Genomic DNA, 16,186 nt, shown 5'->3' on the forward strand with positions numbered 1-16,186 from the left:
CGAGCTAGATCGCCGTTCGCCGCGCGTGCTCCAGATAGAGCTCGCGCAGGCGCTTGACCACCGGGCCCGGCTCACCGCTACCGACGGGCTTGCCGTCGATGCGGGTGATCGGAGCAACGAAGTTTGAAGCGCTGGTGAGGCACGCTTCGCGAGCATTGAGCGCCTCTTCGAGCGTGAAGGGGCGTTCTTCCAGCGTCATTCCCTGTTCGGCGGCGAGCGCCAGAGCCGCGAGCCTGGTGCAGCCGGGCAGCGTCTTTTGACTGTTGCCGCGCGTGACGATGCGGTTGTCCGCAGTCACGATGTAGGCGGTCGAGGATGCGCCTTCGGTCACGAACCCCTCCTCGATCATCCAGGCCTCATCGCAGCCTTCGGCCTTGGCGATCCGCTTGGCGATCACCTGCGGCAGCAGGCACACGCTCTTGATGTCGCGGCGCGCCCAGCGCTGGTCGGGCACGGTCTTGACCGACAGCCCCTTGGTGGTCGCGGTCACCAGCGTCTTTGCCTGGGTGAAGAGCACCAGCGTCGGCTTGATATCCTCTGAGAACAGAAAGTTCCGGTCCTCGGCGCCCCGGGTGAGCTGCAGATAGACCATGCCTTCGACAAGGCCGTTTTCTTTGATCAGCCGCTTTTCGATTGCGACGATCTCGTCGGTCGATACCGGCAACGACACATCGATTTCACGCGCGCAGCGCTCCAGGCGCGCCATATGCGAGGCGCTGTCGATCAGCTTGCCTTCGAGCACGGCGGTGACCTCGTAGATGCCATCGCCGAAGAGGAAGCCGCGGTCGAAGATCGAGAGGCGCGCTTCGTTCTCCGGCAAAAACTCGCCGTTGAGATAGACGGTGCGGATGGACGGCTGGGACATGGGGGCTCCGTAGGAATTGGTTTGGCAGAAGCGCATGGACCGCAACACCGGGCGCGATACAGAGGCGCAAAATCAGTGTTCGTTGAGCGCGCGAAGCCGTTCGAGCGAGATCGCCTCGACCGTGCTCGGCTTGCCGTTCGCGGCGTTGAAGCCGTGCGTCGTGCACGCCATCGTCAGAGAATTGAGGATCGCCTCCTCGGTCGTCTCGATCGCGGCTTCAAAGAGCGGCGACATCAGGTCGTTCGGAAGGTCGGGATAGTCGGCGATCGCGGCTCGCCGCGCCTTGGTGCGGCGCACACTAGCCGCAGTCGAGAAGGCAAGCGCATAGTCGCCGGAACCGTTGCTGAGTGCCGCCCCGGTGCGGGCAAGACCGCCGAAGGCGCGTTCGGCCAGGCGCTTGAGATTGCGGGCAGACAGCGGCGCATCGGTTGCAACCACGATAACGATCGAGCCGTCCCGGTCGTGTGCCGCCGGCGCATCGTAGGCACGGCCGCAGACGGTGAGCCGGCCGCCATAATTGGATTGGACGAGCACGCCGAGCGTAAAGACCGAGCCGGCCGCCTTCACAAGGCGCGAACTCGTGCCGATGCCGCCCTTCAGCCCGAAGGCCACCGTGCCGGTTCCGGCACCGACAGCCCCCTCTTCGACGGCACCGGCCTTCGCAGCGGCCAGGGCAGCGCCGATCTCGTCGATCGTCGGCCGACCGGCGCGGATGTCGTTGAGGCGGGAATCGTTTGTCTCACCGACGACCGCGTTCAGCGACACCACCTTCTCGTTGCCCGGCTGCGCCAGCGTCCAGCGATTGACGGCCTCGATAGCCCGCCCCGTCGCCAGCGTGTTGGTGAGAACGACGGGCGTTTCCAGCTCGCCAAGTTCGTCGATCTGGGTGGAACCCGCAAACTTGCCGAAGCCGTTGAGCACGGCGAAGCCGGCCGGCACCTTATCCTGAAAGAGGTTGCCGTCATGCGGCAGGATGGCGGTCGCCCCGGTGCGGATGCGGTCCGCATCGACAACGGTGGCCTGGCCGACGGCAACACCCGGGACATCGGTGATCGCGTTGAGCGGACCCGGCTCGTAGACACCTGGCCGGAAACCAAGATCTCGAAGGCGCAAGCGCTTGATATTCGTCATTTTTTCGTCGTTTTCCTGTCCATCGGCCCGTTCGCGAAGCAGGCATTTCGTCGCAGGGCAACCTACATCCCCCGGCGGCAAAACGGCATCGCAAAAATGGAATAGTTTCATGAGAAGCCTGCAACGCCAGCGATCGTGGAGGCTCGTCACGACCGGCGGTCAAAACCGATCTTGCAGAAGCACCGCGTCGGCGCATGCGGCGACTGATAGTGGAGTGAAATAAAGCAGTTGCAACCATAAGAAACAGTTCATAAGTTCGCCTCGTCCTTGGCATTTGGAACGACGGCACTCGATGATGAAGCCGCTTGATGCAACCGCCGGCAATCCTTCGCAAATGACGTCCGCAGGGACGGACGTTCGCCCGAGCCTCGGCATCTGGGCCTGCTCGGCGCTCGTCGTCGGCAATATCATCGGCTCCGGTTTCTACCTGTCGCCTGCAGCGCTCGCCCCCTATGGCGCCGCAGCGCTCGTCGGCTGGGTCGGCATGGCCATTGCCGCCATGTGCCTCGGGCTGGTCTTTGCGCGGCTTGCCAGCGTCAGGCCCGCGACCGGCGGCCCCTACGCCTACAGCCGCATGGCTTTCGGGCCGTTTGCCGGCTTCCTCGTCGCCTGGGCCTACTGGATATCGATCTGGGCGTCGCTGCCGGCGATTGCCATGGCCTTCGCCGGTTATCTCGCCGTCTTCTTCCCGAACCTTCAGCATGTGCCAGGCGGGTTCACCGCGGTTTCGCTTGCCGCCATGTGGCTGGTCGCCGCCATCAACATGTTCGGCGTCAAGAGCGCCGGCCGCTTCCAGATCGTCACCGTCGGGCTGAAGCTCGTTCCCTTCATCGCCATCGCCCTTCTCGGCCTCTTCTGGATCGAGCCGCAGAACCTCACACCCGTCAACCCGAGCGGGCTTTCCGTCCTGGGGCTGATCTCGGCGACCGCCCCGCTGACGATGTTCGCCTTTCTCGGCATCGAGTCTGCCACCGTCCCGGCCGGCGATGTCGACGATCCGAAACGCACGATCCCGCGGGCGACGGTGCTCGGCACGCTCTGCTGCGGCCTGATCTTCATCCTCGGCACGCTCGTGGTGATGGGCACGGTTCCGCGCGAGGCGCTTGCCCGTTCTGCCGCCCCCTTTTCCGATGCGGCCTTCATGATGTGGGGCGGGTGGGGGAGCACTCTCGTGGCTGCCGCGGTCGTGCTTTCGTCGATCGGCGCGCTCAACGGCTGGACGCTGCTGATGGCGCAGGTGCCAATGGCGGCGGCGCGAGACGGCCTGTTCCCGCCGGTTTTCGGCCGCCTGTCGAGCCGCGGCGTCCCTCAATGGGGCATCGTCGTGTCGATGCTGCTCGCCTCGGCACTGCTGGTGCTGCAGACCTCGGGCGTCTCCGGGCTGATGGCTGTTTATCGCTTCGCAGTCGATCTTTCGACCACGGCGGCCATGGTGCCCTACGTCTTCTGCAGCCTCGTCGAGGGCGCGCTTTTCCTGGCGCTCGCGCGTCCGCGCGACGCGGAGTGGGCCGGCATCCGCATCGGCCCCTACAAGCCCTATGCGCTGGTCGCTTTCGTCTTTTCCCTTTGGACGGTCTACGGCAGCGGACCTCAGGCGGGCCTCTGGTGCCTGCTCCTGCTGCTCGTGGCACTGCCCGTTTACCTGTCAGTCGAGAGGAAGGAGCCGTCCACCAGCTGACACTTCGAAATACCCCCACCCGCACCTAGCACCGAACTATGGAGAGGATTGGATATGAGCACGTCAAACAGAGGTCACCGCCGCCTCGGCATGAAGGCACTCGTTCTTGACGACGAGATCAGCGAGGAAAGTGCTGCCGGCCGCGCCGTTCGGTCGCTGATCGCGGAACTCGAGCGCCGCCAGATCGAGGTGGTGACCGCCGAAAGCGCTGACGACGGTATCGCCGTGATCAGGTCCGATCCCGCTCTCCAATGCGTGCTGGTCGACTGGGATCTCGGGCCGGACGGTCACGAACAATCGATCGGCGTCGTCGAGGCGCTGCGCAAGCGCAACGGCACCGTTCCATTGCTGCTGCTTGCAGACCGCAGCGTCGCCTCGTCGGTGCCCGCCGACATCATGGCGAAGGTCGACGACTTCGTCTGGATGCTCGAAGACACGATGGACTTCGTCGGCGGGCGCATCCAGGCGGCAATCGAGCGCTATCGTTCCACCGTCCTGCCGCCGATGTTCAAGGCGCTCGCCCAGTTCTCGCAGGTGCATGAATATTCCTGGCACACGCCGGGCCACACCGGTGGTACCGGGTTCCTCAAGTCCCCGCCCGGCCGCGCCTTCTTCGAGTTCTTCGGCGAGCCGCTGCTGCGCTCGGACCTGTCGATTTCTGTCGGCGAACTTGGGTCGCTGCTCGACCATTCCGGCCCGATCGGCGCCAGCGAAAAGTATGCCGCCCGCGTCTTCGGCTCGCACCGCAGCTACCACGTCACCAACGGCTCCTCGACATCCAACCGCGTCATCCTGATGGCGAGCGTCAGCCGCGACCAGATCGCACTTTGCGACCGCAATTGCCACAAGTCGGCCGAACACGCGATGACCATGTCGGGCGCCGTGCCGACCTATCTGGTGCCGACCCGGAACCACTACGGCATCATCGGGCCGATTCCGCCGGAACGGCTGACGGCAGTGGCGATCCGCAAGGCGATCGACCAGAACCCGCTTGCCGCCGACCTCTCGGACAAGGAGCCGAAGCACGCGATCATCACCAACTCGACCTATGACGGTCTTTGCTACAACGTCACCCGTGTCGAGGAACTGCTCGGCGCCAGCGTCGACCGGCTGCATTTCGACGAAGCCTGGTACGGCTACGCCCGCTTCAACCCGATCTATCGCGACCGCCACGCCATGCACGGCGATCCGAAGGCGCATACGGCCGACAAGCCGACGGTCTTTGCCACCCAGTCGACGCACAAGCTTTTGGCCGCCCTTTCTCAGGCCTCCTTCATCCATGTGCGCGACGGAAGGAAGCCGATCCCGCACGGCATCTTCAACGAGACGTTCATGATGCACGCCTCGACCTCGCCGAACTACGCGATCATCGCCTCGAACGACGTTTCGGCTGCGATGATGGACGGCCCCGGCGGAGCGGCGCTCACCAATGAATCGATCGAGGAAGCGGTCTCCTTCCGCCTGATGATGTCGCGGCTCGCCAACGACGCTGGCGAGCGCGGTGACTGGTTCTTCGATTGCTGGCAGCCGGACACGGTGCGCGACCCGAAGACCGGCCGCACCAGCCCCTTCCACGAAGCCTCGCCGGAATCCCTTGCGACCGATCCGTCCTGCTGGGTGCTGAAGCCGGGAGCCGCATGGCACGGATTCGGCGAGATCGAAGACGGTTATTGCATGCTTGACCCGATCAAGGTCTCGATCGTCACGCCGGGTGTTGCGCCCGGCGGCGGTCTGATGCCGGTCGGCATCCCCGCGAGCCTCGTCACCGCCTATCTCGATGCCCGCGGCATCGTCGTCGAGAAGACAACCGACTTCACCATCCTGTTCCTTTTCTCGCTCGGCATCACCAAGGGCAAGTGGGGCTCGCTCGTCAGCGCGCTTTGCGACTTCAAGCGCGACTACGACGCCAACCTCACCCTGGAAGTGGCGATCCCGTCGCTGATCGAGGACCACCCGGAGCGCTACGCCGGCATGGGCCTCAAGGATCTTGCCGACACGATGTTCTCGGCGATGGACCAGTTGAAGACCACGGCCTCCATGGCTGCCGGTTTCTCCGTGCTGCCGCATCCGGACCTGAGCCCGGTGCGCGCCTATGAGCGGCTGGTGCGCGGCGAGGTGGAACAGGTGACGCTCGACCATTTGGCCGGCCGCACGGTCGCGACCGGCGTCGTGCCCTATCCGCCGGGCATTCCGCTGCTGATGCCGGGCGAAAACGCCGGCCCCGCCGATGGTCCGGTCCTCGGTTATCTCAAGGCGCTCGAGGCCTATGACCTCCGGTTCCCCGGTTTCACCCATGACACGCACGGGGTGGAGGTCGAGGATGGCCTTTACCGCGTCTATGTCTTGACCCGTTGAACCGGCTTCAGGAGCGACGAACATGGCTGTTGTCGATAGCGCTTCCAAACCCACATCCGCGGGCGTCGCGGAATCCGCCAAGATCGGCCTTGTGCCCGCGACCTTGATGGTCGCGGGCAACATGATGGGCTCCGGCGTCTTCATGCTACCGGCGAACCTTGCCGCGGTCGGGTCCATCGCCGTCTTCGGATGGCTGATCACCATTGCCGGCGCCATCGCGCTGGCGCTGACCTTCGCCAAGCTGGCGGCGATCGACCCCGCCGCCGGCGGGCCCTACGCCTATACGCGCAAGGCCTTCGGCGACTACATGGGCTACCAGACGAACCTCATCTACTGGCTCGCCAACGTCGTCGGCAATGTCGGCCTGGCGGTCGCCGGTCTCGGTTACCTCACCGCCTTCTTCCCGATGCTGCGCGATCCGTTGGTCTCGGCGCTGGCGCAGGTGGCGCTGATCTGGTTCTTCACCTACGCCAACATTCTCGGGCCGAACGTCGTCGGCAGGCTGCAGTCCTTCACCACCTCCTTCGCTTTGGTGCCGATCCTCGGCATGGCGATCTTCGGTTGGTTCTGGTTCTCGCCGGCGACCTTCTCCGAAGGGTGGAACGTGTCGGGCAAGGACAGCTGGGCGGCGATCATGGCAACGCTCAACTTCACCCTCTGGGCCTTCATCGGCGTCGAAAGCGCCTCGGTCTCGGCGGGCGTCGTGCGTGACCCGCAGCGCAACGTGCCGATCGCGACCGTTGGCGGCGTTATCCTCGCCGCCGTCGCCTATATCCTGTCGTCGACCGTCATCATGGGCATGATCCCGAACAAGGAGCTGATCGCTTCCTCGGCGCCCTTTGCCGATGCCGCGCGCCTGGCGCTCGGCGATACGGCCGGTGCCGTCGTCGCGATCTGCGCAGCCCTCGGCTGCCTGGGCTCGCTTGCCGGCTGGACGCTGCTCGTCGGGCAGACCGCCAAGGCTGCGGCCGATGACGGGCTCTTCGGTTCGATCTTCGCCAAAGTCAACTCCAAGGGCGTTCCCTCGGCCGGCCTTGCGATCGTCGCGGTGATCATGACCGTGCAGGTCTTTGCGACGATGTCGCCGACGGCCAGCGAGCAGTTCGGCAAGATCGCCTCGATCGCCGTGATCATGACGCTGCTGCCCTACATCTACTCGGCGATCTCCATCAAGGTGCTCGGCTACAAGAAGATGCCGGCAAGCACATACAACTGGTATGTGATCATCGGCCTGGCCGCGGCGATCTACAGCCTGGTGGCGTTGATCGGTTCCGACGGTGAACAGACGCGCTGGTCGCTGATCTTCGTGATCTCGACGATCGTCTTCTACTCGGCCGCGATCACCCGCAAGCGCGAGATCGAGGAGAAGCACATCGACCCCGGCGGCCATGCCCCGACCTGGATTCGCTACGTCACCGTCACCGTGACGGTCGCAGCCCTCGTCGCGCTGTTCTGGGTCTCGGTCGGCCGCCATCGCGCCGAAACGCTGCGAACGCGCTCACCGGTCCCACCGGCCGAAAGCACCGTGCAACCCGCCGCCGGCTCACCGGCGGCCGTGTTGCCGGCAGAGAGCCAGCCGGCGCAATAGCCAAGAAAAAGGGGCGGTGGATGCAGCCGCCGCCCCTCGTCCTTCGGTGAACGGCTACTTGTCGTCCATCGTCGGCGGTGCCGGCGGGGTCGGCACCGTGCTGACGCAACTCGCCTGCAGACTGACCGGCCTGACGGTGATTGCGACCGCGTCGCGCGAGAAAAGCCGAGACTGGTGCTTGCAGATGGGCGCGCATCATGTCCTCGACCATCGCCGGCCGTTGCCACAGCAGGTGGAAGCGTTGGAAGCGCCACCGGTGCGCTATGTCGCCTCGTTGACGCACACCGCGCAGCACCTTGCCGAGCTGATCGAGATCATCGAGCCGCATGGAAAGATCGGTGTGATCGACGATCACGACAGCCTCGATGCCGCACCACTCAAGGCCAAGAGCCTTTCGCTCCACTGGGAAATGGTGTTCACCCGCCCGCTCTATGGCACTGCCGATCTCATCGGGCAGCATCGCATCCTGAAGGAGGTCGCCTCGCTCACGGATGCGGGCGTTTTGCGGTCCACCATGACGAAATGCCTGTCGCCGTTTTCGGCCGAAAACCTGGAGGAGGGACACCGCCTGGTGGAGGGCGGCGCAATGGTCGGAAAAGTCGTGATGAGCCGCGGGCCGTCTGACGTGCCACAAGCAGATCAAGCGTCGGTTGCGCCCTGACCGAGAGACTGCCGGCCCTGCCGGCTCGAGGCGCAGATCGAGAATTCGATGAACCACGCCGACGAAATACGGCAATTGCCGTATTTCGTCGGCCGACATGCGAGGCTAGCCTCCGCGCGCCCACTTCGTGAATTTCCGTTTTCCTTCAATACCCTGCGCCACGGACGCAACGCGATGCCAGGCCCTTGAGGAACTGCCTTGGAAAAGAACCCCCGTATCGTTATCCACCTCGCCACGCTCCTGCTGTCGACCGCATTGTCACCATTTGCGCTCGCACAGGATGTGGGTGACCCCGGCGATCCGGAGACCTGGCGCACGCCGGAATTCGAGGCGCAGTGGGGGCTTGGCAGGATCGACGCCGAGTATGCCTACATGCTGGGCTACGACGGCAGCGGGATCAAGGTCGGCGTGGTCGACAGCGGCCTCGACATCACCCATCCCGAGTTCGCCGGGCGCTATGCGGAGGGAATTACCTACGACCCGGAGAAACCATGGACGTTCGTGGCGGAGGGGCATGGGACAACGGTCGCCTCGGTGATCGCGGCCAATCGCGATGGCGCCGGCATGCACGGCGTTGCGCCAGGCGCGACTATCGTTCAGGTAGGGGCCTCGGACATCCCTGGCTACATCAATACCGATGCCGCCAACTACGGAATCCGCACGCTCATCGACCGGGGTGTGAAGATCATCAACAACAGCTTTGGCGATGGCTTCATTACGGAAACGACCGCCGAACAAGTTGAAGCGGAGCTCTCAAACAATCTGTCCACCTATCGCTACGCGGTCTCGCGCGGAGGACTCCTCGTCTTTTCAGCGATGAACGACGGTGCCACACAACCTTCCGTGGGCGCCGGTCTTCCACACCTTTTCCCGGAACTGGAACAGGGCTGGCTTGCCGTCGTGGCGACCAGTCCAACGCATATTCCCGATTGGTCGAACAGGTGCGGCGTTGCCATGAACTGGTGCCTGACTGCACCGGGCGGCGGCGACGCGACACTATGGGATCCAGACAAAGGCGAGTGGGTATGGGCGAACCCGCAAGACAACATCATGGTTGCGGTTCCCGGCGGTGCATACAGCAGAGAAACCGGTACATCGCTGGCCGCCCCCTTCGTCTCGGGAACGGCAGCCCTGGTAGCGCAGGCCTTTCCCTATATGACAATGGCTCAGATCCGGCAGGTATTGCTGGGCACCGCCACCGACATCGGGCTTCCTGGCGTCGATCCGGTTTTCGGCTACGGCCTCGTCAGCGCCGGCCGGGCGGTACGGGGCCCCGGAAAATTCGACTGGGGTGATTTCCATGCCGTGATTACCGACGGCGAAAGCGAGTGGTCAAACAACATCACCGGCGCGGGAGGGCTAATCAAGTCGGGCGACGGCATATTGATCTTGGCCGGCGACAGCACCTATCACGGCTCCACACGCGTCGATGGCGGTTTTCTTGCGATTGCCGGCAGCATTGCCTCCGAGACCTTTGCTGACGGGAACGGCACACTCTCCGGCAACGGCACCATCTACGGCAATGTCAACAATGACGGCGCCGTCAATCCCGGCTGGGGCCGCAAGGGCGGTACACTCACCGTGGACGGCGACTACCGCCAGTCGCCCGACGCCTGGTTCCTCGTCAATCTCGACGCCCCCGACGGGACCAGCCGGCTGGATGTCACCGGCACGGCGGGCATCGCCGGTATGGTGGATGTCAGAGTGAGGCCAGAAAACTACCGGGGTGACGGCCGCCATACCATCCTGTCCGCAGCGAGCGGCGTAAGCGGGCGTTTCGAGGATGACTGTGGCTGTCATGCCTTCCTCGATCTCTCACTGGCCTACGACCCGACCACCGTCTATCTCGACGTCGCCCGCAACGGCGTGGCCTTCGCCGATGTAGCAACCACCCGCAACGCTGCGGCAACCGCTGCCGTAATCGAGCGTCTTGGCATCGGCCGATCCCTGCATGATCTCGCGGTGACCCTTGACGCCGCGACCGCCTCCGATCTTTTCGGCCAGCTGCCCGGCGAAGTCTACGGCTCGACCGTGACCGGCTTGATCGAAAACAGCCAAGTCATCGGCAACCAGATGAACGACCGGCTGCGCTCGGCCTTCGAGACCGTCGGCGCGAAGGCACGGCCGATCGTGGCAGCGGACGATCTCACCACCGGGTCGATCGCGGCAGCGGAACGTTACGGCGCTTGGGGTTCCGCCTTCGGCGCCTGGGGCCATACGGATGGCGACGGCAACGCCGCCGCGCTGTCGCGTTCCACCGGCGGCTTCGTCGCCGGTGTCGACGGCCTCGTCAAAGATGACTGGAGACTCGGCTTCCTCGCCGGGTACAGTTCGTCGAGCTTCAAGGTGGACGACCGCCGTTCTTCGACCTCCAGCGACAACTATCATCTCGGCGTCTATGGCGGCACGCAGTGGGGCGCCCTGTCGTTCCGCTCGGGCCTTGCCTATACGTGGAGCGATATCGACAGCAGCCGCAATGTGATCTCGCCGGCGCTGGTCGATAGCCTGACCGCCGACTACCGCGCCGGCACCACGCAGGTGTTCGGCGAGTTCGGCTATGGCATGCAGGCGGGCAGTCTTTCATTCGAGCCCTTTGCCAATCTCGCCGATGTCAACGTGCAGACCGACAGCTTCACGGAGAAGGGCGGCGCAGCGGCGCTATCCGTACGCGGCGGCTCCGACGACATGACCTTCACCACGCTCGGCCTGCGGCTGGCGACCGATTTCGACCTTGGAACGGCAAAAGCTACCGCCCGAGGCGTCATTGGTTGGCGACACGCGTATGGCGACGTCACGCCGGCGGTTTCCCAGGCGTTTTCCGGCAGCGACGCCTTTTCGGTCGCCGGCGCACCGATCGCGCGGGACAGCGCCCTCATCGAGGCCGGTTTCGACTTTGCCGTTACACCGGCGGCAACGCTTGGGATCTCCTATCAGGGGCAGATCGCCTCGGCCGCTCACGATCACGGCGTGCGGGCCGATCTCGCCGTCAAGTTCTAGCAGCCGCTGGCCACGCCGGTCACGAAGCGATCTGCTCGGGCGCCGGCATCAGGTTTCGCGAATGGCTTGGCGGCGCGCCCATGATCTTGCGGAAGGCGCGGCTGAAGGAAGCCTCGGAATCATAGCCGAGACGGTTGGCGACATGGGCGACGCGCTTTCCTTCGCGCAGCCACTGATGCGCCTGGTGCATGCGCATCCGTGCCACGTAGCGCGCCGGCGTCTCGCCGACGGTATCGGCGAAGCGCTGGGCGAAACCGGAGCGCGACGCGCCCATGAGCTTTGCCAGTTCCGGTACGGTCCAGTCCTTCGTCGGGTCGAGATGGATGGCGGCGAGCACCCGGCCGACCTCCGGATGACGCACGGCGGCAAGCCAGCCGGTCGACGTGCCGCAGCCGTGCTCCACCCAGGCGCGGATGATCGTCGCGGTCAGCACGTCGGCAAGCCGCGCCAGGATCCCGCCGGAGCCGACGCGCTGCATCGCCGCCTCGCGCGTCATGGTATCGAGCAGCGACGGGATCGACGGCTCGCTTGAGGCAAGGTCGCTGGTCCGCATCACCGACGGCATGAGCTGCAGGAGCGGGTGCAGCCGGTCGACATTGAACTGCATCACCGCGAAGAACAGCAGGTTCTGGGTATCGGAATTGGGGCATTGCACGTCGACGATGCCGTCGCAAAGCTGCCGTTTCGGCAGGTCGTGGATCGAGATCGTCGGCAGGCCGGGCTTGCTGGCGAGCACATGCGCGTCGCCGCGCGGCAAGAGCACGGCATCGCCCGGCGTCAGCTCCACCCAGGCGCCATCGGGGCTCTGGAGATGGGCCGAACCGGACGCGAGAAAGTGAAAACGCGCTGGTTCCTGCGCCGGATAGGAGGTTGCCCATGGCGCACAGGGCTGGCAACGCCCATATTCCACTCCGTCTAACCTCAGGCCGCGCAGGATGTCGGTCAGCGCATCGGTCATGGGTCACTCCAGCTTTGGACAAACGGCATAGTGTTTTGGATTTTCTAGCATAGAAACTCCAGTTGCACATGCATATTTTCATCTCACCTGCAATGGAGATGAAAGTTATGGATGGCATCGTCGCAAGGCCTTCGGGCGAGGCGGATGAACAAGAAAAGCCGCTATGGGCGGCGGTCGTATCCCTGGCGCTCGGCGTTTTCGGCCTGGTCACGGCGGAATTTCTGCCGGCAAGCCTGCTGACGCCGATGTCGGCCGATCTCGGCGTTACCGTCGGCGCGGCCGGACAATCCGTGACGACCACGGCCGTCGTCGCGGCCATCGCCGGCCCGGCGATCGTCGTCTACACCGGTCGCTTCGACCGCCGCAACGTGCTGCTCACATTGACGGCGCTTCTCATCATTTCCAGCCTGATCGCCGGCTTCGCATCCAGCCTGCCGATGCTGCTTGTCGCGCGCTTCCTGCTCGGCATTGGCCTTGGCGGTTTCTGGGCCCTGTCGTTGGCGCTTGCCATGCGGCTCGTTCCAGGCCGGCTGATGCCGCGCGCCATGGCGATCGTGATGTCCGGTGTCTCGATCGCGACCGTCTGCGCGGCCCCGGTCGGCGCCTGGATCGGCGCGACGCTCGGCTGGCGCTACGCCTTCCTGCTTGCCGCCGCCGTCGGCATCGTCACCTTCATCGTCCAGGCGCTGACCGTTCCGCGCCTGCCGCCGAGGGGGACCACCGGCCTCAATACCATCCTCAACGTATTGAAGCGTCCCGCGATCCGGCTTGGCCTGGCAACCATCCTGCTCGTCGTCACGGGTCACTTTGCCGGCTTCACCTATGTCCGCCCGTTCCTCGAACAGGTGCCGCAGTTCGGCGTCGAGGCGATCACCGCCATCCTGCTCGCCTTCGGCGTCGGCGGCTTCTTCGGCAACATTGCCGGCGGCTTTCTGGCCGAACGCAGCACACGCCTTGCGATGATGTCGGCGGCGGCCGGCGTCGCCTCCACCACCTTGATCCTGGGGCTTGCAGGCGCGCTACCGGCCGTCGCGATCGTTGCGATCGCCGCCTGGGGCTTCGCCTTCGGCGCCCTGCCGGTCAGTGTCCAGTCGTTCCTCAGCCGGGCTGCCGGCGACGAGGCCGAAGGTGCGGGGGCCGCAACGCTCACCACCTTCCAGATCGCCATTTCCACCGGCGCAATCCTCGGCGGCCTGCTCGTCGAACTGCAGGGCCCGGCCGGCGTCTTCCTCTTTGCCGCCGTGGCCGCGATGCTCGGCACCTCGCTGGTGTCTGTCTATCGCGAGCGGGTTCTTCAACCGGCGGAGTAACAACAATCGCATCAGCTTGGTGCGGGAGTGGCAACTCGCACCTGCGCCTGCCGGGCTCATTGGGTTCGGCAGGCAAAGCGATTCTCAGCGCAGCGCGTCGACCGGGGGTCACGGCGAGCGCTGCACACAGCGAGCGTAGTGGGCTCGTCGGAGACCACACACCCCTCCACCCACGTCGCCAAGATCAATTCCCCGGAAGCCGCCGCTCCTTCCAGGCTGCTTTCGGCACTTCGCCACCGATCGCGATGCTGAAGGAGGTCACTTCGGTCGCATCTTCATTGACGACGCAATTGAAGTCGACGTCGTACCAATTCGATTTGTTCTGGTAGGCCCCACCGCTGGCGTCCATACGGTTTTTGGCGATGAAGCCGCCCTTCGGTCCGAACGGCACCAGTCCTTCGGGTGGGGTATCCGGCCGTTGACTTCGGATCTGTTCCAGTGCCTCGAGATTGCACAGTTGCAGGATCCGCCTCTTGACCGGCAGGTTGATCAAGGCCTGCTTCACCCGCGGATCGGCAATCGACTTTGCAGAATAAAGTTCTTTTGCTTCGGTCAACGTGCTCGGAACGGGCTTGAGTTCGACCTTTGCCGCAGCATCGGCCGGCTTGGTCTTTGTGGTCCCTTCCGATTTGGCCGTCTGCGCCTTGGCGTCAGGCGTCTCTTTTGGTTCAGGCTTGGCTTCGGCCACCGTTACCGCAGGCTTTTCATCCGCCTTCTGTGTGGCGCTGTCTGTGGATCTCGCAGGCACGGCAAGCGTTGACGGAGGCTTCGGCTCCTTGACCGGTTCTTTTTTCTCGGTCGAAGGCGCCGTTGCCGGCTTATCCGACGGCTTTGCCTTGTCGTCCACGGCCTTTGCCGGCTCGGAAGCCTCGGTCTTTTTCTCCGTCTCGCGCGCGGCCGGCGGAAGCTCGGCCTCCTTGTTGTCCTGTTTGGTCTTGGCCATCGCCGAGGCGAACGATTGCGGCATTTGCTGCGCCGGCTTGGGTTGCGGTTTCGGCTGTTCGGCCTTCTTCTCTTCGCCCTTTTTCGGCGCCGCCTTCTTTTGTTCTGCCTGCTTCTGCTCGGCCTTCTTCGGCTCTTTCGCCTCTGCCGGCGGCGGAACGAGTTCGACGTTGACGGTCTGCTCCTTCGGCGGCTTCGGCAGCTCGAACGGCAGGTCGTACAAAAGGAAAAGGGCTACGACGAGGTGCAGGGCGACCGACACCGGTGCGCCCCATCCCATCCGTTCCCGCCAATTTCCCGCAAAAAGCTGCATCGCCAAGGAGATAAACCAATCGACGGGCGGAACCTAGGAGCTTCCGCCGATCTCAACAAGAGGCATAGGCCTGCATATGCAGCCGGAGTTTTGCGCTGCAGCCTGCCGGTCATCGGTCGAGGGCAAATGCAATGCCCCCCTTCTGGGGTCATCGCCAGCAACTGATGAGCTCTTGTCAAAAACGTTCCCGGCAAAAACGAGGCGGCGAAATCTGTTTCGGGTCCCGCGCTTATTTCGCACAATCATACCTATTATATAATTTCTATAGATTTAATTTTTAGGCACGCCTCAAGCGGCTCTGGCCGGTGGCGCAATGACATTCTTTGGCTTTGGGGACCCTTATGCAGCGAACTTCCACTCACCGAAAACTTTTCACAAAAGCCTTTGCCGCGACGGCAGCGCTGGCGGCCGGCCTGATCGCCACTTCGGCGCTTGCCGGCGAAACGCTCGACAAGATCAAGGCGCGCGGCGTCATCAAGGTCGGCGTCGGCACCACGCCAGGCTTCTTCTCGCCCGATAGCAACGGCCGCTGGCAGGGCTTCTTCGTCGACTTCGGCCGCGCCATCGCGATTACCGTCTTCAACGATGCCGAAAAGGTCGAGTTCACCAATTCCTCGCCGCAGCAGCGTCTGCCGGCGCTGCAGTCGGGCGAGTTCGACATTCTGCTTTCGGGCGTCACCCAGACGGTGAGCCGCGCCTTCAAGCTCGGCTTCCACTTCGGCCCCGTCGTCTTCTATGACGGCCAGGGCCTGCTGGTGCGCAAGGACCTCGGCGTATCCAAGGGCGAGGAGCTCGACGGTGCGACGATCGGCGTCCAGAGCGGCACCACCGGCGAACTCAACATCGCCGATTTCTTCCGCAAGACTGGCAAGGCTTTCACGCCGGTCACGATCGAGGAGACCGGCGAGTTCCTGAAGGCGCTCGACAGTGGCCGTGTCGACGCGCTGACCCAGGATGCGACCGACCTTGCCGCCAAGCGCACCCAGCTCTCCAAGCCCGACGACTACGTGCTTCTGCCGGAGCGCCTGTCGAAGGAGCCCTTGGCACCGGCAATTCGCGCCGGTGACGACCAATGGCTCGAAATCGTCAACTGGACCGTCTACGCGACGATCCAGGCGGAAGAGTTCGGCATCACCAAGGACAATGTCGATACCTTCCTCAAGAGCGAAGACCCTGCGATCAAGCGCTTCCTCGGCGTCGACCCATCGCTCGGCGAAGCCATCGGTCTCGATCCGAAATTCGCCTACAACATCGTCAAGACCGTCGGCAACTACGGCGAGATCTTCGAGCGCAACGTCGGCAAGGGCACGCCGCTCAACTTCGAGCGCGGCTACAACCAGCCCTGGACGGCCGGCGGCCTGCTCTATTCGCCGCCGTTCCGTTGAGCC

Annotated in this window: 11 protein-coding genes; 7 read left to right on the forward strand and 4 right to left on the reverse strand. The window is 64.3% G+C overall.

Annotation, left to right across the window (positions count from 1 at the left end):
• Positions 1-4 precede the first annotated feature (4 nt).
• A complete protein-coding gene (locus JVX98_RS02945) occupies positions 5-865 on the reverse strand; it encodes a D-amino-acid transaminase (RefSeq protein WP_192449480.1) in 861 nt (286 codons plus the stop codon).
• A gap of 72 nt (positions 866-937) precedes the next feature.
• A complete protein-coding gene (locus JVX98_RS02950; protein ID WP_205236802.1) occupies positions 938-1,996 on the reverse strand; it encodes a P1 family peptidase in 1,059 nt (352 codons plus the stop codon).
• Between the two features lie 292 nt (positions 1,997-2,288).
• Here JVX98_RS02950 and JVX98_RS02955 point away from each other — a divergent pair, with 292 nt between their 5' ends.
• From JVX98_RS02955 to JVX98_RS02975, 5 genes are all read left to right on the forward strand, one after another.
• Positions 2,289-3,674, forward strand: a complete 1,386-nt coding sequence (locus JVX98_RS02955) for an amino acid permease (protein ID WP_246764855.1) — start codon at positions 2,289-2,291, stop codon at positions 3,672-3,674.
• 54 nt (positions 3,675-3,728) lie between these two features.
• Positions 3,729-6,029, forward strand: a complete 2,301-nt coding sequence (locus JVX98_RS02960) for an Orn/Lys/Arg decarboxylase N-terminal domain-containing protein (protein ID WP_205236803.1) — start codon at positions 3,729-3,731, stop codon at positions 6,027-6,029.
• Positions 6,030-6,051: 22 nt separating this feature from the next.
• A complete protein-coding gene (gene adiC / locus JVX98_RS02965; RefSeq protein ID WP_192449477.1) occupies positions 6,052-7,617 on the forward strand; it encodes an arginine/agmatine antiporter in 1,566 nt (521 codons plus the stop codon).
• A 16-nt stretch (positions 7,618-7,633) separates the two neighbouring features.
• Positions 7,634-8,278, forward strand: a complete 645-nt coding sequence (locus JVX98_RS02970) for a zinc-binding dehydrogenase (RefSeq protein ID WP_246764856.1) — start codon at positions 7,634-7,636, stop codon at positions 8,276-8,278.
• A gap of 198 nt (positions 8,279-8,476) precedes the next feature.
• Positions 8,477-11,275: an autotransporter domain-containing protein gene (locus JVX98_RS02975; protein WP_205236804.1), complete on the forward strand. Its 2,799-nt coding sequence runs from the start codon at positions 8,477-8,479 to the stop codon at positions 11,273-11,275.
• Positions 11,276-11,294: 19 nt separating this feature from the next.
• Here the strand turns inward: JVX98_RS02975 and JVX98_RS02980 are convergent, their stop codons facing one another.
• A complete protein-coding gene (locus JVX98_RS02980) occupies positions 11,295-12,233 on the reverse strand; it encodes an AraC family transcriptional regulator (protein ID WP_205236805.1) in 939 nt (312 codons plus the stop codon).
• 107 nt (positions 12,234-12,340) lie between these two features.
• On the opposite strand from JVX98_RS02980, the gene JVX98_RS02985 reads away from it, so the two are divergent.
• Positions 12,341-13,543 carry an MFS transporter gene (locus tag JVX98_RS02985; RefSeq protein ID WP_205236806.1) on the forward strand — a complete coding sequence of 401 codons (1,203 nt, stop codon included), beginning with the start codon at positions 12,341-12,343 and terminating at the stop codon, positions 13,541-13,543.
• 184 nt (positions 13,544-13,727) lie between these two features.
• Here the strand turns inward: JVX98_RS02985 and JVX98_RS02990 are convergent, their stop codons facing one another.
• The gene (locus JVX98_RS02990) at positions 13,728-14,765 is read right to left on the reverse strand and encodes a DUF930 domain-containing protein (protein WP_205236807.1); all 1,038 of its coding nucleotides are present in this window, start codon (positions 14,763-14,765) and stop codon (positions 13,728-13,730) included.
• A 374-nt stretch (positions 14,766-15,139) separates the two neighbouring features.
• On the opposite strand from JVX98_RS02990, the gene JVX98_RS02995 reads away from it, so the two are divergent.
• Positions 15,140-16,183: an amino acid ABC transporter substrate-binding protein gene (locus JVX98_RS02995; protein ID WP_192449472.1), complete on the forward strand. Its 1,044-nt coding sequence runs from the start codon at positions 15,140-15,142 to the stop codon at positions 16,181-16,183.
• Positions 16,184-16,186: the final 3 nt, after the last annotated feature.

It is taken from the genome of Ensifer sp. PDNC004, from assembly GCF_016919405.1.
Classification (GTDB): Bacteria; Pseudomonadota; Alphaproteobacteria; order Rhizobiales; family Rhizobiaceae; genus Ensifer.

Excerpts from the sequence above, each read along its gene's own strand:
- JVX98_RS02980 (WP_205236805.1), bottom strand. The coding sequence starts at position 12,233 with ATGACCGATGCGCTGACCGACATCCTGCGCGGCCTGAGGTTAGACGGA.
- adiC (WP_192449477.1), top strand. The coding sequence starts at position 6,052 with ATGGCTGTTGTCGATAGCGCTTCCAAACCCACATCCGCGGGCGTCGCG.
- JVX98_RS02945 (WP_192449480.1), bottom strand. The coding sequence starts at position 865 with ATGTCCCAGCCGTCCATCCGCACCGTCTATCTCAACGGCGAGTTTTTG.
- JVX98_RS02985 (WP_205236806.1), top strand. The coding sequence starts at position 12,341 with ATGGATGGCATCGTCGCAAGGCCTTCGGGCGAGGCGGATGAACAAGAA.
- JVX98_RS02990 (WP_205236807.1), bottom strand. The coding sequence starts at position 14,765 with ATGGGATGGGGCGCACCGGTGTCGGTCGCCCTGCACCTCGTCGTAGCC.
- JVX98_RS02950 (WP_205236802.1), bottom strand. The coding sequence starts at position 1,996 with ATGACGAATATCAAGCGCTTGCGCCTTCGAGATCTTGGTTTCCGGCCA.
- JVX98_RS02960 (WP_205236803.1), top strand. The coding sequence starts at position 3,729 with ATGAGCACGTCAAACAGAGGTCACCGCCGCCTCGGCATGAAGGCACTC.
- JVX98_RS02995 (WP_192449472.1), top strand. The coding sequence starts at position 15,140 with ATGCAGCGAACTTCCACTCACCGAAAACTTTTCACAAAAGCCTTTGCC.
- JVX98_RS02955 (WP_246764855.1), top strand. The coding sequence starts at position 2,289 with ATGATGAAGCCGCTTGATGCAACCGCCGGCAATCCTTCGCAAATGACG.